This is a genomic window from Streptomyces canus, from assembly GCF_030816965.1.
In the GTDB taxonomy this organism is placed as follows: domain Bacteria; phylum Actinomycetota; class Actinomycetes; order Streptomycetales; family Streptomycetaceae; genus Streptomyces; species Streptomyces canus_E.
This window is the reverse complement of record NZ_JAUSYQ010000002.1, coordinates 4,056,036-4,077,210: the sequence shown is the minus strand read 5'-3', so window position 1 is coordinate 4,077,210 and position 21,175 is coordinate 4,056,036. Positions and strand designations below refer to the sequence as shown.

Annotated in this window: 14 protein-coding genes, 2 rRNA genes and 1 pseudogene; 10 read left to right on the top strand and 7 right to left on the bottom strand. The window is 68.2% G+C overall.

Features of this window, described 5'->3' with window-relative positions:
- Nucleotides 1–181: 181 nt before the first annotated feature.
- Nucleotides 182–3,302 (top strand): 23S ribosomal RNA (locus QF027_RS19555).
- Nucleotides 3,303–3,372: 70 nt separating this feature from the next.
- Nucleotides 3,373–3,489 (top strand): 5S ribosomal RNA (gene rrf, locus QF027_RS19550).
- 98 nt (nucleotides 3,490–3,587) lie between these two features.
- On the opposite strand, the gene QF027_RS19545 is transcribed toward rrf, so the two are convergent.
- Genes QF027_RS19545 through QF027_RS19525 form a run of 5 tightly spaced genes read right to left on the bottom strand, consistent with a single transcriptional unit; the run spans nucleotide 3,588 to nucleotide 9,144 of the window.
- On the bottom strand, nucleotides 3,588–4,898 hold the full coding sequence (locus QF027_RS19545) for a DUF58 domain-containing protein (protein WP_307075928.1): 1,311 nt from the start codon (nucleotides 4,896–4,898) through the stop codon (nucleotides 3,588–3,590).
- Nucleotides 4,898–5,887, bottom strand: a complete 990-nt coding sequence (locus tag QF027_RS19540; protein ID WP_306986666.1) for an AAA family ATPase — start codon at nucleotides 5,885–5,887, stop codon at nucleotides 4,898–4,900. Before QF027_RS19540 ends, QF027_RS19545 begins: the two co-directional genes overlap by 1 nt.
- Nucleotides 5,887–7,089 carry a DUF4350 domain-containing protein gene (locus tag QF027_RS19535; protein ID WP_307075926.1) on the bottom strand — a complete coding sequence of 401 codons (1,203 nt, stop codon included), beginning with the start codon at nucleotides 7,087–7,089 and terminating at the stop codon, nucleotides 5,887–5,889. Before QF027_RS19535 ends, QF027_RS19540 begins: the two co-directional genes overlap by 1 nt.
- A complete protein-coding gene (locus tag QF027_RS19530) occupies nucleotides 7,086–7,799 on the bottom strand; it encodes a DUF4129 domain-containing protein (RefSeq protein WP_307075924.1) in 714 nt (237 codons plus the stop codon). The genes QF027_RS19535 and QF027_RS19530 overlap by 4 nt, the downstream gene beginning before the upstream one ends.
- Before the next feature lie 31 nt (nucleotides 7,800–7,830).
- Complete coding sequence (locus tag QF027_RS19525) at nucleotides 7,831–9,144, bottom strand: glycerophosphoryl diester phosphodiesterase membrane domain-containing protein (RefSeq protein WP_307075921.1); 1,314 nt, start codon at nucleotides 9,142–9,144, stop codon at nucleotides 7,831–7,833.
- Between the two features lie 140 nt (nucleotides 9,145–9,284).
- On the opposite strand from QF027_RS19525, the gene mtnA reads away from it, so the two are divergent.
- From mtnA to QF027_RS19485, 8 genes and pseudogenes are all read left to right on the top strand, one after another.
- Nucleotides 9,285–10,433: an S-methyl-5-thioribose-1-phosphate isomerase gene (gene mtnA, locus QF027_RS19520; RefSeq protein ID WP_306980467.1), complete on the top strand. Its 1,149-nt coding sequence runs from the start codon at nucleotides 9,285–9,287 to the stop codon at nucleotides 10,431–10,433.
- Between the two features lie 158 nt (nucleotides 10,434–10,591).
- Nucleotides 10,592–11,269, top strand: a complete 678-nt coding sequence (gene mtrA, locus QF027_RS19515; RefSeq protein WP_009333493.1) for a two-component system response regulator MtrA — start codon at nucleotides 10,592–10,594, stop codon at nucleotides 11,267–11,269.
- Nucleotide 11,270: 1 nt separating this feature from the next.
- The gene (mtrB, locus tag QF027_RS19510) at nucleotides 11,271–13,361 is read left to right on the top strand and encodes an MtrAB system histidine kinase MtrB (protein ID WP_307075918.1); all 2,091 of its coding nucleotides are present in this window, start codon (nucleotides 11,271–11,273) and stop codon (nucleotides 13,359–13,361) included.
- The gene (locus QF027_RS19505; RefSeq protein WP_307075917.1) at nucleotides 13,351–15,195 is read left to right on the top strand and encodes an LpqB family beta-propeller domain-containing protein; all 1,845 of its coding nucleotides are present in this window, start codon (nucleotides 13,351–13,353) and stop codon (nucleotides 15,193–15,195) included. Before mtrB ends, QF027_RS19505 begins: the two co-directional genes overlap by 11 nt.
- Nucleotides 15,196–15,558: 363 nt before the next feature.
- Nucleotides 15,559–15,870: pseudogene (locus QF027_RS50035) on the top strand (ComF family protein); the annotation flags it as partial.
- 393 nt (nucleotides 15,871–16,263) lie between these two features.
- Nucleotides 16,264–17,148 (top strand): ComF family protein, encoded by an 885-nt coding sequence (locus QF027_RS49620; protein ID WP_373432420.1) that lies wholly within the window; start codon nucleotides 16,264–16,266, stop codon nucleotides 17,146–17,148.
- 312 nt (nucleotides 17,149–17,460) lie between these two features.
- The gene (gene hpf / locus QF027_RS19490; protein WP_069766607.1) at nucleotides 17,461–18,153 is read left to right on the top strand and encodes a ribosome hibernation-promoting factor, HPF/YfiA family; all 693 of its coding nucleotides are present in this window, start codon (nucleotides 17,461–17,463) and stop codon (nucleotides 18,151–18,153) included.
- 202 nt (nucleotides 18,154–18,355) lie between these two features.
- Entirely contained in the window at nucleotides 18,356–19,102 is a 747-nt protein-coding gene (locus QF027_RS19485) for a response regulator (protein WP_059210138.1), read from the top strand.
- 12 nt (nucleotides 19,103–19,114) lie between these two features.
- On the opposite strand, the gene QF027_RS19480 is transcribed toward QF027_RS19485, so the two are convergent.
- Nucleotides 19,115–20,326 (bottom strand): winged helix-turn-helix domain-containing protein, encoded by a 1,212-nt coding sequence (locus QF027_RS19480; RefSeq protein ID WP_307075915.1) that lies wholly within the window; start codon nucleotides 20,324–20,326, stop codon nucleotides 19,115–19,117.
- Nucleotides 20,327–20,376: 50 nt separating this feature from the next.
- A complete protein-coding gene (locus tag QF027_RS19475) occupies nucleotides 20,377–20,949 on the bottom strand; it encodes a GNAT family N-acetyltransferase (RefSeq protein ID WP_306980482.1) in 573 nt (190 codons plus the stop codon).
- Nucleotides 20,950–21,175 lie beyond the last annotated feature (226 nt).

Genomic DNA, 21,175 nt, shown 5'->3' with positions numbered 1-21,175 from the left:
TGCAAGTACTGCTCTTCGGAGCGTGGAACGCTGATCACGAGTGGCGGGGGTGCCGGGCACGCTGTTGGGTGTCTGAGGGAATGAACCCCCTCGATGCCGGCCCCAGTAACTCGCCTGTGAGGGCGGGGTGATGGGTGGCTGGTCGTTGTTTGAGAACTGCACAGTGGACGCGAGCATCTGTGGCCAAGTTTTTAAGGGCGCACGGTGGATGCCTTGGCACCAGGAACCGATGAAGGACGTGGGAGGCCACGATAGTCCCCGGGGAGTCGTCAACCAGGCTTTGATCCGGGGGTTTCCGAATGGGGAAACCCGGCAGTCGTCATGGGCTGTCACCCATACCTGAACACATAGGGTATGTGGAGGGAACGCGGGGAAGTGAAACATCTCAGTACCCGCAGGAAGAGAAAACAACCGTGATTCCGGGAGTAGTGGCGAGCGAAACCGGATGAGGCCAAACCTACGACGTGTGAGACCCGGCAGGGGTTGCGTCGTGGGGGTTGTGGGATCTCTCTTTCACAGTCTGCCGGCTGTGAGACGAGTCAGAAACCGTTGATGTAGGCGAAGGACATGCGAAAGGTCCGGCGTAGAGGGTAAGACCCCCGTAGTCGAAACATCAGCGGCTCGTTGGAGAGACACCCAAGTAGCACGGGGCCCGAGAAATCCCGTGTGAATCTGGCGGGACCACCCGCTAAGCCTAAATATTCCCTGGTGACCGATAGCGGATAGTACCGTGAGGGAATGGTGAAAAGTACCGCGGGAGCGGAGTGAAATAGTACCTGAAACCGTGTGCCTACAAGCCGTGGGAGCGTCGGGCAAGCACTTGTGCTTGCCTCGTGACTGCGTGCCTTTTGAAGAATGAGCCTGCGAGTTTGCGGTGTGTTGCGAGGTTAACCCGGGTGGGGTAGCCGTAGCGAAAGCGAGTCCTAATAGGGCGTTTGAGTAGCACGCTCAAGACCCGAAGCGGAGTGATCTAGCCATGGGCAGGTTGAAGCGGAGGTAAGACTTCGTGGAGGACCGAACCCACCAGGGTTGAAAACCTGGGGGATGACCTGTGGTTAGGGGTGAAAGGCCAATCAAACTCCGTGATAGCTGGTTCTCCCCGAAATGCATTTAGGTGCAGCGTCGTGTGTTTCTTGCCGGAGGTAGAGCACTGGATAGGCGATGGGCCCTACCGGGTTACTGACCTTAGCCAAACTCCGAATGCCGGTAAGTGAGAGCGCGGCAGTGAGACTGTGGGGGATAAGCTCCATGGTCGAGAGGGAAACAGCCCAGAGCATCGACTAAGGCCCCTAAGCGTACGCTAAGTGGGAAAGGATGTGGAGTCGCAGAGACAACCAGGAGGTTGGCTTAGAAGCAGCCACCCTTGAAAGAGTGCGTAATAGCTCACTGGTCTAGTGATTCCGCGCCGACAATGTAGCGGGGCTCAAGCGTACCGCCGAAGTCGTGTCATTGCAGCAATACGCCCAACGGCGGCTGTGATGGGTAGGGGAGCGTCGTGTGCCGGGTGAAGCCGCGCCGGAAGGCAGTGGTGGACGGTTCACGAGTGAGAATGCAGGCATGAGTAGCGATACACACGTGGGAAACGTGTGCGCCGATTGACTAAGGGTTCCTGGGTCAAGCTGATCTGCCCAGGGTAAGTCGGGACCTAAGGCGAGGCCGACAGGCGTAGTCGATGGATAACCGGTTGATATTCCGGTACCCGCTGTGAAGCGTCAAACACTGAACCTATTGATGCTAAGGCCGTGAAGCCGTTCCGGACCCTTCGGGGAATGGAAAGTGGTGGAGCCGCCGAACCAAGGTGGTAGTAGGTGAGTGATGGGGTGACGCAGGAAGGTAGTCCAGCCCGGGCGGTGGTTGTCCCGGGGTAAGGGTGTAGGCCGTGCGGTAGGTAAATCCGTCGCACACAAGGCTGAGACCTGATGCCGAGCCGATTGTGGTGAAGTGGATGATCCTATGCTGTCGAGAAAAGCCTCTAGCGAGTTTCATGGCGGCCCGTACCCTAAACCGACTCAGGTGGTCAGGTAGAGAATACCGAGGCGTTCGGGTGAACTATGGTTAAGGAACTCGGCAAAATGCCCCCGTAACTTCGGGAGAAGGGGGGCCATCACTGGTGAGAGGACTTGCTCCTCGAGCTGGGGGTGGCCGCAGAGACCAGCGAGAAGCGACTGTTTACTAAAAACACAGGTCCGTGCGAAGCCGTAAGGCGATGTATACGGACTGACGCCTGCCCGGTGCTGGAACGTTAAGGGGACCGGTTAGTCCGACTTCGGTCGGGCGAAGCTGAGAACTTAAGCGCCAGTAAACGGCGGTGGTAACTATAACCATCCTAAGGTAGCGAAATTCCTTGTCGGGTAAGTTCCGACCTGCACGAATGGCGTAACGACTTCTCGACTGTCTCAACCATAGGCCCGGTGAAATTGCACTACGAGTAAAGATGCTCGTTTCGCGCAGCAGGACGGAAAGACCCCGGGACCTTTACTACAGTTTGATATTGGTGTTCGGTTCGGCTTGTGTAGGATAGCTGGGAGACTGTGAACTCCGGACGCCAGTTCGGGGGGAGTCGTCGTTGAAATACCAGTCTGGTCGTGCTGGATGTCTAACCTGGGTCCGTGATCCGGATCAGGGACAGTGTCTGATGGGTAGTTTAACTGGGGCGGTTGCCTCCTAAAGAGTAACGGAGGCGCCCAAAGGTTCCCTCAGCCTGGTTGGCAATCAGGTGTTGAGTGTAAGTGCACAAGGGAGCTTGACTGTGAGACCGACGGGTCGAGCAGGGACGAAAGTCGGGACTAGTGATCCGGCGGTGGCTTGTGGAAGCGCCGTCGCTCAACGGATAAAAGGTACCCCGGGGATAACAGGCTGATCTTCCCCAAGAGTCCATATCGACGGGATGGTTTGGCACCTCGATGTCGGCTCGTCGCATCCTGGGGCTGGAGTCGGTCCCAAGGGTTGGGCTGTTCGCCCATTAAAGCGGTACGCGAGCTGGGTTTAGAACGTCGTGAGACAGTTCGGTCCCTATCCGCTGCGCGCGCAGGAATATTGAGAAGGGCTGTCCCTAGTACGAGAGGACCGGGACGGACGAACCTCTGGTGTGCCAGTTGTTCTGCCAAGGGCATGGCTGGTTGGCTACGTTCGGGAGGGATAACCGCTGAAAGCATCTAAGCGGGAAGCCTGCTTCGAGATGAGTATTCCCACCCCCTTTGAGGGGTTAAGGCTCCCAGTAGACGACTGGGTTGATAGGCCGGATCTGGAAGCCCAGTAATGGGTGGAGGTGACCGGTACTAATAGGCCGAGGGCTTGTCCATATTTGCTCGCGTCCACTGTGTTAGTTCTGAGGCAACGACTGTGTGTTTTCCGGTCTGTGTTTCATAGTGTTTCGGTGGTCATAGCGTGAGGGAAACGCCCGGTTACATTCCGAACCCGGAAGCTAAGCCTTACAGCGCCGATGGTACTGCAGGGGGGACCCTGTGGGAGAGTAGGACACCGCCGAACTCCTTTTAGACGGAAAGGCCCACACCTCATGGTGTGGGCCTTTCCGCATTTCAGGTTCGGTTTCCTCAAGGGGGCGCTTCGCGCCCCCTTTTTTTCGTTTACAGGCGTCCTGCCGCCTTCAATGCCAGATAGGCATCGGCCAGCGCTGGGGCCAGTTCGTCCGGTGTCGCGTCGACGACAGTCACCCCATGGCGGCGGAGTTGTTCCGCCGTGCGATGGCGTTCAGTCTGCGCCTGGGCAGCCGTTGCGGCGTCGTAGACCGCATCGGTGGTGCCGCGGGCCATGGCCATGCGAGCGATGTGAGGGTCCGCCACTGAGGCCAGAAGGACCGTGTGCCGTTGGGTGAGCTGAGGAAGAACAGGCATCAGGCCCTCCTCGATCGGTGCGGCGTCGAGACTGGTGAGCAGCACGATAAGGGAGCGGCGAGGGGCCGTACGCAGGGCTGTGGCTGTGAGGGCCCGAGCGTTCGTCTCGACGAGCTCGGGTTCAAGGGGGGCCATCGCGTTGACCAGGGAGGGGAGCAGGTCCTTGGCTGTTCGGCCTTGGACCAGGGCGCGTACTCGGCGGTCGTATGCGAGGAGGTCCACGCGGTCGCCGGCGCGGGAGGCGAGGGCGGCCAGGAGCAGTGCCGCGTCCATGGATGCGTCAAGGCGGGGGGCGTCGCCCACGCGGCCCGCCGATGTGCGGCCGGTGTCGAGGACCACGAGGATGTGGCGGTCGCGTTCGGGGCGCCAGGTGCGTACGGCGACGGACGTCTGGCGGGCGGTGGCTCGCCAATCGATGGAACGGGTGTCGTCGCCGGGGACGTACTCGCGCAGGCTGTCGAATTCCGTGCCTTCGCCTCGGGTGAGGACGCTGGTGCGGCCGTCGAGTTCGCGCAGGCGCGCGAGCTTCGAGGGGAGATGCTTGCGGCTGGTGAACGGGGGCAGGACGCGGACCGTCCAGGGGGCCTTGTGAGTGCCCTGGCGGGAGAAGAGCCGCAGGGGGCCGTAGGAGCGAATCGTCACTCGGTCGGCCTGGCGGTCGCCGCGGCGGGTGGGGCGTAGGCGAGTGGTGAGGCGTCGGCGTTCGCCGGCGGGGACGGTCAGCTGATGGCGGGAGGCTTTCACTTCGGTGCCGGGCTGCCAACTGCTGGGGGCCCAGGCGTCGCGCATGTGGGCGCGGAGGGGGCGACCGGACGGGTTGGTGACGGTGAGGGTGACGTCGGCGGCCTCGCCCAGGCGGGCGGAGGTGTCACCGGAGCGTGCCAGGCCGAGTCGTCGTACGGGTGCCGCCAAGGCGAAGTCGCAGGCGCAGGCCACCGCCAGGGGGGCGTTGACGGCGAGGATGCCCGTCCAGCTGGGTTCCCAGATGCCGACAGGGAGAGAACCCAGGGCTGCGAGGAGTGCGGCGCGTCCGGTGAGGGCCATCAGCGGGGGACCGGGACGTGGGCGAGGATCGCGTTGATGACGGAGTCGGCCGTCACGCCCTCCATCTCGGCCTCCGGGCGCAGTTGTACGCGGTGGCGGAGGGTGGGGAGGGCCAGCGCCTTCACGTCGTCGGGGATCACGTAGTCGCGGCCCGTCAGCCACGCCCATGCGCGTGAGGTGGCCAGGAGGGCCGTGGCGCCGCGCGGGGACACACCCAGGGTGAGGGAAGGGGACTCGCGTGTGGCGCGGCAGATGTCGACGACGTAGGCGGTGATCTCGGGGGAGATCGTGGTTTTGGCGACCGCGGCGCGTGCGGCTTCGAGGTCGGCGGGGCCTGCCACGGGGCGTACGCCGGCGGCGCGCAGGTCGCGGGGGTTGAAGCCCTCGGCGTGGCGGGTGAGGACGTCGATCTCGTCCTGGCGGGAGGGGAGGGGGATCGTCAGTTTGAGGAGGAAACGGTCCAGCTGGGCTTCGGGGAGGGGGTAGGTGCCCTCGTATTCGACCGGGTTCTGGGTCGCGGCGACCAGGAACGGGTCGGGGAGGAGGCGGGGGGTGCCGTCGACGGTCACCTGGCGTTCCTCCATGGCCTCCAGGAGGGACGACTGGGTTTTGGGCGGGGTGCGGTTGATCTCGTCCGCGAGGAGGAGGTTGGTGAAGACCGGGCCGGGCTGGAAGGAGAACTCGGCGGAGCGCGTGTCGTAGACCAGGGAGCCCGTCACATCGCTCGGCATGAGGTCGGGGGTGAACTGGACGCGCTTGGTGTCGAGTTCGAGTGCGGATGCGAGGGCGCGGACGAGCAACGTTTTGGCGACCCCAGGGACTCCTTCCAGTAGTACGTGTCCGCGGCAGAGGAGGGCGACGACGAGACCGGTCACGGCGGGGTCCTGGCCGACCACGGCTTTGGCGATCTCGGCGCGCAGGGCTTCCAGGGAGGCCCTGGCGGGGCCCGGGTCCCCGGTGGTCCCGGCGTTGTCAGTGGTCGGGTCCATCATGAACGGCGTACCTCTCTTTCGAGGGCGTCGAGTTGGTCGGCTAGGGAGATGAGGGCTGCGTCGTCGCTGGGCGTCGGGCCGAAGAGGAGGGGCTGCAGGGACTGTCCGTCTCCCTCTCTGTGGAGATGGGCGGACAGAGCGGTGAGCAGTGCTTCGGGCGCATGCGCCTGGGTGACGGGGACGCCTACGAGGGGGGCGAGGCGGGTGCGGGTGGTGGAGCGAAGAGCGGTGGCCGCGCGGTCGCGGGCGTTGGCTTTGCGGTAGAGGCGGGCGCGGCCTTCGACGGTTTCGGAGGCGCGGATCGCCACGGGGAGTTTCTCGGGCACGAGCGGGCCCAGTCGGCGTGCCCTCCACAGGGCGGCGAGTGCTGCCGCGAAGAAGAGCTGGAGTGTGCCCCACAGCCAGCCCGAGGGGAGCAGGTCGAGGAAGCCCTTTTCCTCGTCCGGGTCGGTGGCTGAGGGGTCGGAGAGCGAGGGGAGGTACCAGACCAGATGGGGGCGGGAGCCGAGGAGTTGGAGGGCGAGCGAGGCGTTGCCCTGCTCGTCGAGGGTGTCGTTGTAGAGGATGTCGGGGGCGCCGAGCACTACGGTGTCGCCGTCTCCGGAAGCCGCGGGGACGCGCACCAGGGTGGGCAGGCGCTCGCTGGGGTAGCACTCGTCGTAGCCGGGCTGTGTGACGGTGTAGCGGATACCGCCGGTGTCGGCGGAGCCCGCGCGCTGGGCCGCCGGCAGGGCGCAGTCGGGGGAGAGCGTCGAGTCGAGGCTGGTGGCGGGGTTCGCGACGACGCCGGGGGCCAGACGTTCCACGGACGAGCTGCCGGGGGCGACGACGAGGGTGCGGCCGCCGGAGTCGGCGGTCGCGGAGTGCAGTTGGCTCTGCTGGCGGTGCGTCAGGAGGTCGGGTATGGCGATCAGGAGCGTGGTGTCGGGGCCGGCCGCGGCGCGTGCTTCGTCGAGGGTGGTGACCACTCGGGTGTCGACGCCTCGGTCGGCGAGGAGTTCGGCGACGGCGCGGCTGCCGTAGGGGTCCGCGGAGCGCGGGTCGAGGCCGCCGTGGCGTTCGGTGGAGCGGATCGCCGCGATCGCCACGGCCGCGACGAGGAGAAGCACGAGGGCGAGCACGACGCCTCGCGCGCGGGTCCACACCTGGCGGACGGTGGGCGAGGCCGAGGTGGACGGGAGCGTGGCCTCGGTGGTCATTCGGCGGCTCCCTGGCGGGCGTTGTGGGCCGCGCTGTGGCTGCTCGCACTGGCCGCGAGCACCGGCTTGCTGTGTTCCAGGTCGCGGTCGAGTTCGGCGATGCGGTGGTACGACTGCTCGGTCGCGGCCCGGCCGCCGTACGTGACGTCGTCGAAGTCCCGGGCCGCGGCGCGCAGCCGGTCCGTGTGGGAGGGCAGGGCGCGGCCCGCTTCCGCGGCGGCCTCGTCCGCGGTGCGGCCGGGGCGGATGTCGAGGAGGGTGCGTTCCTCCAGGGAGCGAACGATGGCTCGCATGCGTTCCTGGACGGCCTGGTTCCAGTGGCCCTGCGCGGCGTGTGCCTCGGCGGCCGCGCGATGGCCGGCGGCGCTTCGTGGGCGGTCGTCGAACAGGGCGGCGGAGGAGGCCGGCCCGCGGCGCGGAGTGCCGAGGCGCCACCACAGCGCGGCGACGACCAGGAGGACGGCGGCGATGACGACGACGAGGCCGAGTGGTCCCCCTGGTGTTGCGGACGCAGCGGAGTTGAACAGCTTGTCGACCCAGTCCCAGAACGCGTTGAGGGCGCGCTGGAACCAGCTGGGGTCGTTCTCGTGGTACATGCGCTTGGACAGCTCGCGACGGGCCGCCTCTCGCGCGGGGTCGCGCGGGATCGTCAGTGGTGGTTCGTCGGACCGTGCCAGTGACAGCACGGATGTGTCTTTGGCGCGCAGCATGGTGAGCACTCCCCCCGGCAGGTTCACCGCATCAGCTCCCGGGCGTGGGGCCGGTGCCGTAGTCCTGGACGCCGGCTGCCCGGGCCAGTTCGAGGTCGAGGCCCTCGCGGCGGATGCGCTGGTCGATGTAGAGGAGCACGGTGACGCCCGCCGTGATCGGGAAGGTGATCATGGAGCCGATCACCGAGCCGATGCCGCTGATGATGAGGAACGTCCAGCCGAGGTCGCCGGTGCCGTTGACGAAGCCGCCGACACCCTCGCCGCTGAGCGCTGCGGCGAGGAAGGTGAAGGGGATGACGACGATCGCCGCGACGATGTTCGCGATGATCCCGGCCAGCAGCTGAATGCCGAGGACCCGCCACCAGGAACCGCGGACCAGCTTCGTGGAGCGGCTCATCGACTTCACGATGCTCTGCTTCTCCAGCATCAGCGCGGGCGAGGCCAGGGAGAAGCGGATCATCAGCCACAGCGCGACGACGCCGGCGCCGAGGACGCCCAGGATGACGAGGGCGATGCCGCCGCCGTTCGAGCCCGCAGCCGCCACGAGGATGCCGGGCAGTGCCCCGACGGCAAGCACACCGAAGGTGAGGAGCAGCAGAAGGAAGATCAGGCCGAACAGCCTGGGCACCTGCGGGCGAGCGTCGCGCCAGGCCTCACCGGTGGTGACCGGCCTGCCGAGCACGGCCCGGCTGGTGACCGTTGTCAGCAGCGCGGTCGCGGCGATCGTGCCGATCAGGGAGATAAGGAAGACGACAGTGCTGCCGACCATGGTCTCGCCCAGGGCGCGGGTCAGCTCGTCGGCGCTGGCGCTGGGATCGTTGAGGGCCTCGGTCCCTGCGCTGTCGTTCAGGACGAAGCCCTGGAGCAGGATGACGAGGACCTCGGTCACGACCGCGACGGTCAGCGAGATGCCGAGGACTGTGCGCCAGTAAGTGCGCATGGTGGAGACCGCGCCGTCCAGGATCTCGCCCACGCCGAGCGGGCGCAGGGGGATCACACCGGGCTTGGCCGCGGGCGGGGGGCCGCCCCAGCCGCCGCCCCAGCCCGGGGGAGGGCCGTAGCCTCCGGGCGGGCCGGTGGGGGGCTGGGATCCCCAGCCCGGGCCGGGCGGCGGGGGCGGAGGTGTCTGAGCGGGAGCGGCGGGGCCTGTGGGGGCGGACCACTGGCCGGGGGGCGGCTGTTCCTGGGACCACTTCGAGTCGGCGTCCTGCGGGCTGTCCTGCGGCTCGTGCGCGGGGTTCGCAGTCTCGGGCCGGTCGGCGGGCTCGGCGGGATCGGACGTGCCGGGCTTGTGCCCGTCGGGCGGGGCGGATCCGGGCGAGGCCCAGCCCGGAGTGTCGTTCATCGTCGCTCCTTCACGGTGCCCGTCCGCGGTCGCGGCGGCAGGTTGGCAGCCATCGTGCCATGGGGTGGTCGGCGAAGGACCAGCCGCGGTATGAGCTGCACACCTTCAATACTCCGGCGCACAAGGGGCAGACTGACGACATGGCTGATCAGTACGCGCAAATCGGCGAGGACAGCAAGCCCACCGAGATTCCTGCAATCCGCTGGGAGGAGCCACCCGAAGGCCCCGTCCTGGTGCTTCTCGACCAGACGAGGCTGCCGGCCGAGGAGGTCGAACTGGTCTGTACGGACGCGTCCGCGCTGGTGGAGGCGATCCGTTCGCTCGCCGTGCGCGGGGCGCCGTTGCTCGGCATCGCGGGGGCGTACGGTGTCGCGCTCGCCGCCGCGCGCGGGTTCGACGTGGATGAGGCGGCGGCCGTGCTGGCGGGCGCGCGCCCGACCGCGGTGAATCTCGCCGTCGGGGTGCGCAGAGCCGAGGCCGCGTACCGGGCCGAGCTCGCGAAGAGTGGTGACGAGGAGCTGGCGGCCGGGGCTGCGCTGGCGGCGGCACGCAGGCTGCACCGGGAGGACGCGGCGGCCAGTGCCGCGATGGCCGAGCGTGGGCTGGCACTCCTGGACGAACTGCTGCCGGGTGGCGGGCACCGGATCCTGACGCACTGCAACACCGGTTCGCTGGTGTCGGGCGGCGAGGGGACGGCGTTCGCGGTGGCGCTCGCGGCTCACCGGGCGGGGCAGCTGCGGCGGCTGTGGGTGGATGAGACGCGTCCGCTGCTCCAGGGTGCCCGGCTGACGGCGTACGAGGCGGCGCGCAGCGGGATGGCGTACACCTTGCTGACCGACAACGCGGCGGGTTCGCTGTTCGCGGCCGGGGAGGTGGACGCGGTGCTGATCGGGGCCGACCGGATCGCGGCCGACGGGTCGGTGGCGAACAAGGTGGGGAGCTATCCGCTCGCGGTGCTCGCGCGCTACCACCATGTGCCGTTCATCGTGGTGGCGCCGGTGACCACGGTCGATCCGGACACGCCGGACGGGGCGTCGATCGAGGTGGAGCAGCGGGCCGGGCACGAGGTGACCGAGATCGCGGCGCCCCAGGTCCCGGTGGCGGGATTCGAGGCGGGCGGTGGGATTCCGGTGGCGCCGCTGGGGACCCAGGCGTACAACCCGGCCTTCGATGTGACGCCGCCCGAGCTGGTGACGGCGATCGTCACGGAGGAGGGCGTGGTGTCGCCGGTGACGGCCGAGGCTCTTGCTGAGCTGTGTGCAAGGTCCCGGGAGGTGACGACCAGCTGATCCGGATGTGGTGGCCACGTATTCCGCCTGAATCCACGGTGGACCGTCGCGGCGGCGGCCGAGGCAGACAGTGACGGTCCAGTACGACTAAGGTCACTGGTCGGTGAGCTGTCTCACCACTGCCTTCACCACTGTTATGAGAATGGGATGATGTCTTTATGAAGGGACGAGTCCTTGTCGTCGACGACGACACCGCACTTGCCGAGATGCTGGGCATTGTGCTGCGTGGTGAAGGTTTTGAGCCGTCTTTCGTAGCCGACGGTGACAAGGCGCTGGCCGCGTTCCGTGAGGCCAAGCCGGATCTGGTGCTGCTGGATCTGATGCTGCCCGGGCGGGACGGCATCGAGGTGTGCCGCCTGATCAGGGCGGAGTCCGGGGTGCCGATCGTGATGCTCACGGCGAAGAGCGACACCGTCGATGTGGTCGTGGGCCTGGAGTCCGGTGCCGACGACTACATCGTGAAGCCGTTCAAGCCGAAGGAGCTCGTGGCCCGGATCCGGGCGCGGCTTCGGAGGTCGGAGGAGCCGGCTCCCGAGCAGCTCGCCATCGGTGACCTGGTCATCGACGTGGCCGGGCACTCCGTGAAGCGGGACGGGCAGTCGATCGCGTTGACGCCGCTGGAGTTCGACCTGCTGGTCGCGCTCGCGCGCAAGCCGTGGCAGGTGTTCACGCGTGAGGTGCTCCTCGAGCAGGTGTGGGGCTACCGCCACGCCGCCGACACCCGGCTCGTCAATGTGCATGTGCAGCGGCTGCGCTCCAAGGTCGAGAAGGACCCGGAGCGGCCGGAGATCGTGGTGACCGTCCGTGGTGTGGGGTACAAGGCAGGGCCCAGCTGACATGTCCGGAGACAGTGCTGCTTCGTCGCCGGGACGGACCGGGGCGGGTGCGGGGCGGCCTGTCGGGCGGAAGTCGGCGGGTTCCCGCTGGGGACGTTTCGTCGAGGGTGGGCTGCTTCAGGGGGGAGTCCAGGGCAGCCCGGTCCTCAGGCTTTTCATGCGTTGGGTGCGCCGGCCGCTGCTGCCCGTGATGCGGCTCTGGCGGCGCAACATCCAGCTCAAGGTCGTCGCCACGACCCTGCTGATGTCGCTCGGTGTGGTGCTTCTGCTGGGCTTCGTCGTCATCGGGCAGGTGCGCAACGGGCTCCTCGATGCCAAGGTCAAGGCGTCGCAGAGCCAGGCCACCGGAGGGTTTGCGGTGGCCAAGCAGAAAGCGGACGAGGCCGGTGCCGGGACCGACGACGCGGCCCCGGCGGAGGGTCAGTCCGACCAGTTCGTCATCGAGTGGATGAGCAACCTCGTCTACTCGCTCTCCAGCGGCGGTCAGGGCGCCTTCGACGTGGTGACCCTGCCCGTGGGCGGCGACAGCGGGAGCGGGCGCGGACCGCGTGCCTCGGGCGATGTCGACCCGACGGCCAGCGTCCCCGAGGCTCTGCGCGAGAAGATCGACGAGAGCACCACGGCTGCCCAGAGCTACACCCGCATCGTCTACGACCCCTACCAGGATCCCCAGCCGGCCCTGGTCATCGGCAAGCAGGTCAACGACCCCAACGGCGACCCGTACCAGCTGTACTACCTCTTCCCGCTCACGCAGGAGGAGAAGTCGCTCAGCCTGGTCAAGGGCACCCTGGCGACCGCCGGGCTCTTCGTCGTCGTACTCCTCGGCGCGATCGCCTGGCTGGTCGTGCGGCAGGTTGTCACGCCGGTGCGGATGGCCGCCGGGATCGCGGAGCGGCTGTCCGCCGGGCGGCTCCAGGAGCGCATGAAGGTCACCGGTGAGGACGACATCGCGCGGCTCGGTGAGGCCTTCAACAAGATGGCGCAGAATCTTCAGTTGAAGATCCAGCAGCTGGAGGACCTGTCGCGGATGCAGCGGCGGTTCGTGTCTGACGTGTCGCACGAGCTGCGGACGCCGCTGACGACCGTACGGATGGCCGCCGACGTCATCCATGACGCCCGCGAGGACTTCGATCCGATGACCGCGCGGTCGGCCGAGCTGCTCGCCGACCAGCTGGACCGGTTCGAGACGCTGCTCGCGGACCTGCTGGAGATCAGCCGCTTCGATGCGGGCGCGGCGGCGCTGGAGGCGGAGCCGATAGACCTCAGGGAGGTCGTACGGCGAGTGGTCGGCGGGGCAGCGCCACTCGCCGAGCGCAAGGGCACCACGGTCCGGGTCGTGGGCGACCAGCAGCCCGTCGTCGCCGAGGCCGACGCCCGGCGCGTGGAGCGGGTGCTGCGCAATCTCGTCGTCAACGCCGTCGAGCACGGTGAGGGCAAGGACGTCGTGGTCAAGCTGGCTTCGGCGGGCGGGGCGGTCGCGATCGCGGTGCGCGACTACGGCGTCGGGCTCAAGCCCGGCGAGGCCACGCGCGTGTTCAGCCGTTTCTGGCGGGCCGACCCGGCACGCGCGCGTACCACCGGCGGTACGGGACTGGGGCTGTCCATCGCCCTGGAGGACGCGCGGCTGCACGGCGGCTGGCTGCAGGCGTGGGGCGAGCCGGGCGGCGGTTCACAGTTCCGGCTGACGCTGCCGAGGACGGCCGACGAGCCACTGCGGGGCTCGCCGATACCCCTGGAGCCCAAGGACTCGCGCCGCAATCGTGGACTCAATGACGCCGGTCTGCCGCGTGGTGGCGGCGACAAGACGGCCACCGTGCCGGTTCAGCCGACGGGTGGCCAGGTGACCTCGCGGGACCCGATAGCGCCCAGGTCGGCCTCCGCGACACCCACGGCCGATCCGACGGCGCTGCCCGGCAACGGCGCACGCGTGGTGCCCCGGCCGACGTCCGGTGCGCCACGGCCGGACAGCACTTCCGCCGGGGAAAGGCCCGGCGGTGAGACCGTGAGCCGCCCGGACGTCGCCGGGTCGCAGGAGTCGTACGAACAGCAGGAGTCGTACGAACAGCAGGGGGAGGCATTCCGTGGACGCTGACCGCGAGGGGGGCGGCCGGCACACGCCGAGGCGGGCTATGGCGTACGCCGCCTGTGGTGTCGTACTGCTGGCGGGATGTGCCTCCATGCCGGACAGCGGGGATCTGCGCGGGGTCGACGCCACCCCGCGGCAGGACACCCAGGTGCGGGTCTACGCGATGCCGCCGCAGGAGGACGCCGAGCCCCTGGACATCGTGCAGGGCTTTCTGGAGGCGCTGACCAGCGACGATCCGGACTACGAGACGGCCCGCAAGTACCTGACCCGGAGTGCGGCGAAGCAGTGGCAGCCGGGGCTGTCCACCACGGTGCTCGACGACGGGCCCGGGGCCGACGTCGTGCCTCCCGTGGGCCGGGAGCAGGGCGATGACACGGCGTTCACGCTGACCGGCACCAAGGTGGCCGTGGTGGACGCGCAGCAGTCGTACACGCCGGCCTCCGGCGAGTACCGGGAGACCGTGCACCTCGTGCACGAGAAGAAGACCAAGCAGTGGCGGATCGACAGCCCTCCGCCGGGTGTCGTCATGGGGAAGTCGGACTTCCAGCGCAACTACGTGTCCGTCAACAAGTACTACTTCGCCTCGAACACCAGGGCGGCGACGGCTCCGCAGACCGTCGCGGTCGCCGATCCCGTGTATGTGCGCGAACGCGTGGACCCCATGACGCAGTTGGTGCGATCCCTGCTCAGCGGGCCGACGAGCTGGCTCGACCCCGTTGTCAGGACGCGCTTTCCGACGGGTACCGCGCTGAAGAACGGCGTCTCCTCGCTGACTCCCGACGACCAGAACATGTTGACGGTGCCGCTCAATGCCAAGGCCGGGCACGTCGGTATGGACCAGTGCGAAGCGATGGCGACCCAGCTGCTGTTCACCCTGCAGAACCTCACCCCCGCGGTGGACATGGTGGAAGTGCAGGCGGACGGCAAGCAGTCGTGTTCCGTGAAGGAGAACGAGGCCAACGGCATCGCCACGCGCGGTTCGGTCGAGAATCCCGCGTACCTGTACTTCGTGGACGGCCGGCACCGGCTGGTGCGGATTTCGGCCGAAGCGGATGCCGGCGGGACGAAGGCCGATCCGGTGCCGGTGCCCGGAGCCCTGGGCGACGGCGACAAGGACCTGCGGTCGGTGGCCGTCTCGCGTGACGAGCACACGGCGGCCGGTGTCGGCATCGACGGCAAGGCGCTGTACGTCGGGTCGCTGGTGTCGGGCGGGTCACTCGGGGATCCGGTGCTGGTCAGCAGCGGCAAGACGGCCGAGGACCGGCTGACCACGCCGAGCTGGGACACCGAGGGCGATCTGTGGGTGGCCGACCGGAACCCCGCCGATCCGCGGCTGCTGCTGTTCAAGGAGGGCGCGGGCAAGCCGCTTGAGGTGGCGACTCCTGGGCTGGACGGGCGTATCAAGGACCTGCGGGTGGCCGCCGACGGGGTGCGGATCGCGCTCGTCGTGGAGAAGGGCGGCAAGCAGTCTCTGTTCGTCGGGCGTATCGAGCGGGAGGGCAGGACCGGGGATCCGCAGAGCGTCTCGGTGCGGGAACTGCGCTCCACCACGCCTGATCTGGAGGAGGTCACGACCATGTCCTGGGCCGGCGACAGCAGGCTCGTGGTGGTCGGACGTGAGCAGGGTGGTGTGCAGCAGACGCGGTACGTCCAGGTCGACGGCTCCACTCCGGAGGGGCCGCCGCCGGCCGCACTCACGGGTGTGAAGGAGATCGCCGCGTCCGAGGACGACGAGATGCCGTTGGTGGCCTACTCGGAGGACGGGATCGTACGGCTGCCTTCCGGGGCGCAGTGGCAGAAGGTGGACGCGGAGGGGACGGCGCCGGTCTATCCGGGGTGAGGTGACGGGACCGCGCTGTCGGGAGCGGCTGCTTTTGCCGGGGCGAGGCCCTGGTGGGGGTGGCCGCTTTTGTTCTGGGGCGGGTGGGATTCGCGGCTGGTCGGGCGCGCTGGATTCGCTGGGTGGGACGGCTTCGTTGTGTGGCTTCGTTGTGTGGCTTCGTTGTGTGGCTTCGTTGTGTGGCTTCGTTGTGTGGCTTCGTTTGTACGAGGGACTGATTCGCGGGCTGTGTTCGGCCGACCGATTGCTTTATGGGAGGCCGGAGATTGTGGTGGGAACTGTTGTTCGTGCCGAAGGCGGTTTTCCACAGGGAGTTATCCACAGGGGTGGCCGGTCGGGTTCGGTGTTGGCACAGTGGTGGGCATGCGGGGGTGGTGGCGGGACCTGACCGATCTGGTGCTGCCGGCCGAGTGCGGGGGCTGTGGGAGGCCTCGCACGGTGCTCTGTCCGGAGTGCCGTGCCGCCTTGGACGGGGCCGCACCGAGCCGGGTACGACCGGTGCCGGAGCCGCCCGGACTGCCGGTCGTGCACGCGGCTGCTCGGTATGCGGACTCGGTACGGGCGGTGTTGCTGGCCCACAAGGAGCGGGGGGCGCTGGGTCTGGCTGCGCCGCTCGGTACGGCTCTTGCGGGGGCGGTGCGTGCGGCGGTGTGGGAGGTGTGTGAGCCGGGCGGTGGGGGATTTGCGTCGGGGTGGCCTCGGGGGTCCAGGGAGGAGGGCTGCGGGGCTTTGGTCGGGCCCGGTGGAGAGGTGGGGAGTGCGTCTTCCGGTCGGGTGACGGTGGGCCTTGACGGGGGCCGGGCTGGTGGGGTGGGTGCTTCTTTGGGGCGGGGTGGCGCGGTGGGTGCGTGCGGCGGGCGGGACGGCGCTGCGGGTGCGTCCGCGGCCCGAGCCGGTGGGGAGGGGTGGTCGTGGGCGGTCGGCGGTACAGGTGAAGCAGCTTTGGCCCGGGGTGGTGGCGTGTCGGGGTCGGAGGCTCTGGCCATGGGCCGTGATTCGTCGGGAGCCCCGGCTCTGGGCCGGGGTGGTGACGTGCCAGGAGTAGAACCTCTGGCCAGGCGTGGAGATGTGCCAGGAACAGAAGTCTGGGCCGAGGGCAGCGTGCTGAGTGGTGAGGCCCCCTCCGGGGGCGGTGGCCTGGGGGCGGAGGCGTTCCTCGGGGGCGGGCGGAGGGGGGACGGGCTCGGTGTGCCGGTGCTGCTCGTTCCCGTGCCGTCCGCGCGGCGGGCGGTTCGGGCTCGGGGGCATGATCCGGCGCGGCGGATCGCGCTCGCGGCGGCGGGGGAGCTGCGGCGGGCGGGGATGCATGCGCGGGTGGTGGCCGTACTGCGGCAGCGGCGGTGGGTGGCCGACCAGTCGGGGCTCAACTCTCGGCAGCGGCTGGAGAATCTCGCGGGTGCGCTGACCGTGGTTCCCGGCGGCGGACGTCTGCTGGCCGAAGGGCTTGTCGTGCTGGTCGACGACCTGATGACGACAGGCGCGTCCCTCGCCGAGGCGGCACGGGCCGTCCGGGAGGCGCGGGCTCGGGAGAACATCGGGAACCGCGGTGAACAGATGAGGGCCGGACACCGTGATCAACGGCAACAGGGGGCGGGAGGGCGCAGGGAGTGCCGGCCGCTGGAGACGGGTGCACGGCAGGGTCATCGGCAACCGGGGACAGCGGGACAGCACGTCCAAGAGGGAACGGACGAATGGCATGGGCGGCAGCGCCAGGACGTGAACGGGCGCCGTGGCGGACGCGTGGTGGCCGGATGCGACGGTGAAGGGGCGGACTTCGTGTACACCGCTGCAACTCGGGAAAGCATGGGGGAACGGTTGGTCACAGTGGCAGAGGAGGACACGGACCGGGAGCGCTGCTCGGTGACAGCGGCGGGCGTCGGTGGCGTCCATGGCGTGGTCTGCGCGGCTGTGGTCGCGGCCTCACCGGATTCCTTCGAAATAAACCGGAACTGACTGCGTAGTTGCATCGTTGCAGGTTACGAGAGGATCAATTCACCTGAACGGAGGTACGCCGCGGTAGAGGGTGACGACATCCGTCCAGGCGAGATATGTTCGGTTGTGAGAGAAAGGCGCAGGCCACGCCTCGCAAATCCGAATGCCGTGCCCGCGGGATTTCCACCATCACCCGCGACGGTGGAATGGAGATCTTGCCCGCGGGGGAGGAGGTGGAAGTCACCGAGTCCGAGGTTCCGGGGCTCACCGGAGCCTGGTGCAAAAGGGAGACGCTCCGCATCGAGGCGGAGCGATCCGGGAACGGAGTTCTGCGTGGACATCGTCGTCAAGGGCCGCAAGACCGAGGTGCCCGAGCGGTTCCGCAAGCACGTGGCCGAGAAGCTGAAGCTGGAGAAGATCCAGAAGCTCGATGGCAAGGTGATCAGCCTCGACGTCGAGGTGTCCAAGGAGCCGAACCCCCGACAGGCCGACCGTTGTGACCGAGTGGAGATCACGCTCCGCTCCCGCGGTCCGGTGATCCGGGCGGAAGCGGCAGCCAGCGACCCGTACGCGGCACTCGACCTGGCGGCGGAGAAGCTGGATGCCCGGCTGCGCAAGGAGCACGACAAGCGCCACACACGCAGGGGCGCACGGCGACTCACGGCTGCCGAGGTCGCCGACCACGTTCCGGGCGCGGCGACGCTCAACGGCAACGGGCAGGCCGTTCACGAGGAAGAGTCGGACGGTGTGCCCACCAAGAAGATCGGCTCGCTGGAGATCAAGGGTGAGGGCCCCCTCGTGGTCCGCGAGAAGACCCACGTCGCCTCCCCGATGACCCTCGACCAGGCGCTCTACGAGATGGAACTGGTCGGGCACGACTTCTATCTGTTCGTCGACTCCGAGACCAAGGAACCGAGTGTCGTCTACCGGCGGCACGCCTACGACTACGGCGTCATCCACCTGAGCACGGACCCGATGGTCGCCCGGGCGCACTCTCCCGCGGCCGGAGACACGACGGGTGGCTGACCCTCCCGGATGACAGCTGAGCCGGTGCCCCTGGAGCGCTTGTGCGCCCCCAGGGGCACCCGCGTGCGACCATTTCGCGTCCCGCTCTGTCATCTCACTGTCGTCCGGGCATGAAATCATGGCCACACCGGCCCAACCGGTGGGTCGTTGCCTTGGGTTGGCGATGGCACAGGACCAGCCACAGCCTTCAGGGGGAGGAACGATGGCGGACAGCTTCGGACCGCTGCACGGCGAGGACGCCGGCGATGGCGTCGTCAGCATGGGCACGGACGCTGGCTCTCCACGCAAGGAGCCGATCCGGGTTCTCGTCGTGGACGACCATGCACTCTTCCGGCGCGGACTGGAGATCGTGCTCGCGGCCGAGGAGGACATCCAGGTCGTGGGGGAGGCGGGTGACGGCGCGGAGGCCGTCGACAAGGCCGCGGACCTGCTGCCGGACATCGTTCTGATGGATGTGCGGATGCCCAAGCGGGGCGGGATCGAGGCGTGCACCTCCATCAAGGAAGTGGCACCCAGCGCCAAGATCATCATGTTGACGATCAGCGACGAGGAAGCCGACCTCTACGACGCGATCAAGGCCGGCGCGACCGGATATCTCCTCAAGGAGATCTCCACGGACGAGGTGGCGACCGCCATTCGCGCGGTGGCCGACGGACAGTCGCAGATCAGTCCTTCCATGGCGTCGAAGCTGCTCACCGAGTTCAAGTCGATGATCCAGCGGACGGACGAGCGGCGTCTCGTGCCCGCCCCGCGGCTGACCGACCGTGAGCTGGAGGTCCTCAAGCTCGTCGCCACCGGGATGAACAACCGCGATATCGCGAAGGAGTTGTTCATCTCCGAGAACACCGTGAAGAACCATGTGCGCAACATCCTGGAGAAGCTGCAGCTGCACTCCAGGATGGAAGCGGTGGTCTACGCGATGCGGGAGAAGATCCTCGAGATCCGCTGATTCGGCTCCCGGTCAGCGCAAGGCCGTCGTCAGCGCTCCGGTGACTTCCTTGGCGAGGGGCTCGCGCAGGTCTGGCGCGTCCACCCGCTCGACCCGAATGTCCGTGCAGTCCACCCAGCTCGCCGCCTCGACCAGGGCCTGGGCCACCGCCGGAACCGCCTTCGGGCCGTCCAGGGTGACTTGCCTGGCCACCAGCGTGCTCCCCTCGCGGGCCGGGTCCACGCGGCCCACGAGACGGCCACCGGCCAGCACCGGCATCGCGAAATAGCCGTAGACCCGCTTGGGCTTGGGGACGTACGCCTCCAGTCGGTGGGTGAAGCCGAAGATCCGCTCCGTGCGCGCGCGTTCCCAGATCAGGGAGTCGAACGGGGACAGCAGGGTGGTGCGGTGGCGGCCGCGCGGGGGTGTCTCCAGAGCCGCGGGGTCGGCCCAGGCAGGCTTGCCCCAGCCCTCGACCGTGACCGGCACCAGGCCGGAGTCGGCTATCACCGCGTCGACCTGTTCGCCCTTGAGGCGGTGGTAGTCGGCGATGTCCGCGCGGGTACCGACCCCCAGGGACTGGCCGGCGAGACGAACCAGGCGGCGCAGGCACTCGGCGTCCTCCAGCTCGTCGTGGAGCAGGTCGGCGGGGACGGCGCGCTCGGCGAGGTCGTACACACGCTTCCAGCCACGACGCTCCACGCAGACCACCTCGCCGTACATCAGGGCGCGCTCGACGGCGACCTTGGTGCCCGACCAGTCCCACCACTCGCTGGTCTTCTTCGCGCCGCCCAACTCCGTGGCGGTGAGGGGCCCTTCGGTGCGGAGCTGCTTGATGACCTGGTCGTAGGTGCCGTCCGGGAGCTGGTGGTTCCAGTGCGGGCGGCTGCGGTAGGCGCGGCGGCGGAAGGCGAAGTGGGGCCATTCCTCGATGGGGAGGATGCACGCCGCGTGCGACCAGTACTCGAAAGCGTGGGGTCGTGCCGGAGGCGCGCCAAGGGGAGCAGTCGTCCAGTAGGCGCTCTCCACCTTCTGGCGGCCCACCGCGCCGAGACGGGCGTACGGGATCAACTCGTGGGAGCGGGCGAGCACCGAGATGGTGTCGAGTTGGACCGCCCCGAGGTGACGGAGGACGCCGCGGACTCCGGCCCGGCGGTCGGGGGTGCCGAGGAAGCCCTGGGCGCGCAGCACGATGCGGCGGGCCTCGTCGGCCGAAAGGTCGGTGGCGGGAGGCGGGGTCGTCATGGGTCCGAACGATAGGGCCCGGCACTGACAACGCGAGGTGACCTGCGGATCTACTGAGAGGAGGGAAGATACTGCGCCGTCGACGGCAGGCCCAGGTCCGAGGGGAGCAACGCGCCCACCCAGCAGTCCCGGCGTACGCCCTGGTGGACGAGCGAGGAACGCAGTACACCCTCGATGGTGAAGCCGGCGCGCTCCGCCACCGCGCGCGAGGCGTGGTTGCCGACCTCCGCCCGCCATTCGACGCGGTCGATCGACCACTCGCTGAAGGCCCAGCGGGCGGCGGCCTCGACGGCCTCGGTGACGTAGCCGTTGCCGCGCTGTTCCTTGGCGCTCCAGTAACCGATCTCGGCCGTCCCCGCGGAGCGCTTGGTGAGGCTGAGCATGCCCACCAGCTCCTCTCCTTCGGAAAGGAAGAGGCCCCAGGTGAACATCGTGTCGTTCGCCCAGCCTTCCGGGACCAGCTGCCCCGTGAAGCCCTCGGCGTGCTCGCGCAGGTACGGCGAGGGGATCGTGGTCCAGCGCAGGATGTCGGGGTCCTGCACGACCGCGAGGACGGTCTCGGTGTCCCGCGGGGTGGGCGTGCGCAGCAGGAGACGGGCCGTGGTCAGGGTGACGGGTTCCATCAGCTGATTCTGCTCAGGTGTGCGGTGAAGACGCCAATGATTTCGCTGTGAGTGAGCGGGCGATCACAATTCGCGCAATTCGTGGGCGGGGTGCGGCACCATCGGTGTTCCCCGTCCGTTGTTCCCTTTGAAACAGATTTGAAGGAGCTGACAGCCGGCCTGTCCGGCAGGCCTCCCGACGCGGCGGGGTCCTCGCATACGATGGCCGTTGCTCAGTAAGTCAAAT

What these genes read in the sequence shown, in the direction of transcription:
- QF027_RS19545 (WP_307075928.1), bottom strand. Translation starts at nt 4,898, where the DNA reads ATGGCCCTCACCGGACGCGCCGCACTCCTCGCAGCCCTGGGTTCTCTC.
- QF027_RS19480 (WP_307075915.1), bottom strand. Translation starts at nt 20,326, where the DNA reads ATGACGACCCCGCCTCCCGCCACCGACCTTTCGGCCGACGAGGCCCGC.
- QF027_RS19535 (WP_307075926.1), bottom strand. Translation starts at nt 7,089, where the DNA reads ATGACCACCGAGGCCACGCTCCCGTCCACCTCGGCCTCGCCCACCGTC.
- QF027_RS19475 (WP_306980482.1), bottom strand. Translation starts at nt 20,949, where the DNA reads ATGGAACCCGTCACCCTGACCACGGCCCGTCTCCTGCTGCGCACGCCC.
- QF027_RS19525 (WP_307075921.1), bottom strand. Translation starts at nt 9,144, where the DNA reads ATGAACGACACTCCGGGCTGGGCCTCGCCCGGATCCGCCCCGCCCGAC.
- QF027_RS19540 (WP_306986666.1), bottom strand. Translation starts at nt 5,887, where the DNA reads ATGGACCCGACCACTGACAACGCCGGGACCACCGGGGACCCGGGCCCC.
- QF027_RS19485 (WP_059210138.1), top strand. Translation starts at nt 18,356, where the DNA reads ATGGCGGACAGCTTCGGACCGCTGCACGGCGAGGACGCCGGCGATGGC.
- mtrA (WP_009333493.1), top strand. Translation starts at nt 10,592, where the DNA reads ATGAAGGGACGAGTCCTTGTCGTCGACGACGACACCGCACTTGCCGAG.
- QF027_RS19530 (WP_307075924.1), bottom strand. Translation starts at nt 7,799, where the DNA reads ATGCTGCGCGCCAAAGACACATCCGTGCTGTCACTGGCACGGTCCGAC.
- mtrB (WP_307075918.1), top strand. Translation starts at nt 11,271, where the DNA reads ATGTCCGGAGACAGTGCTGCTTCGTCGCCGGGACGGACCGGGGCGGGT.
- mtnA (WP_306980467.1), top strand. Translation starts at nt 9,285, where the DNA reads ATGGCTGATCAGTACGCGCAAATCGGCGAGGACAGCAAGCCCACCGAG.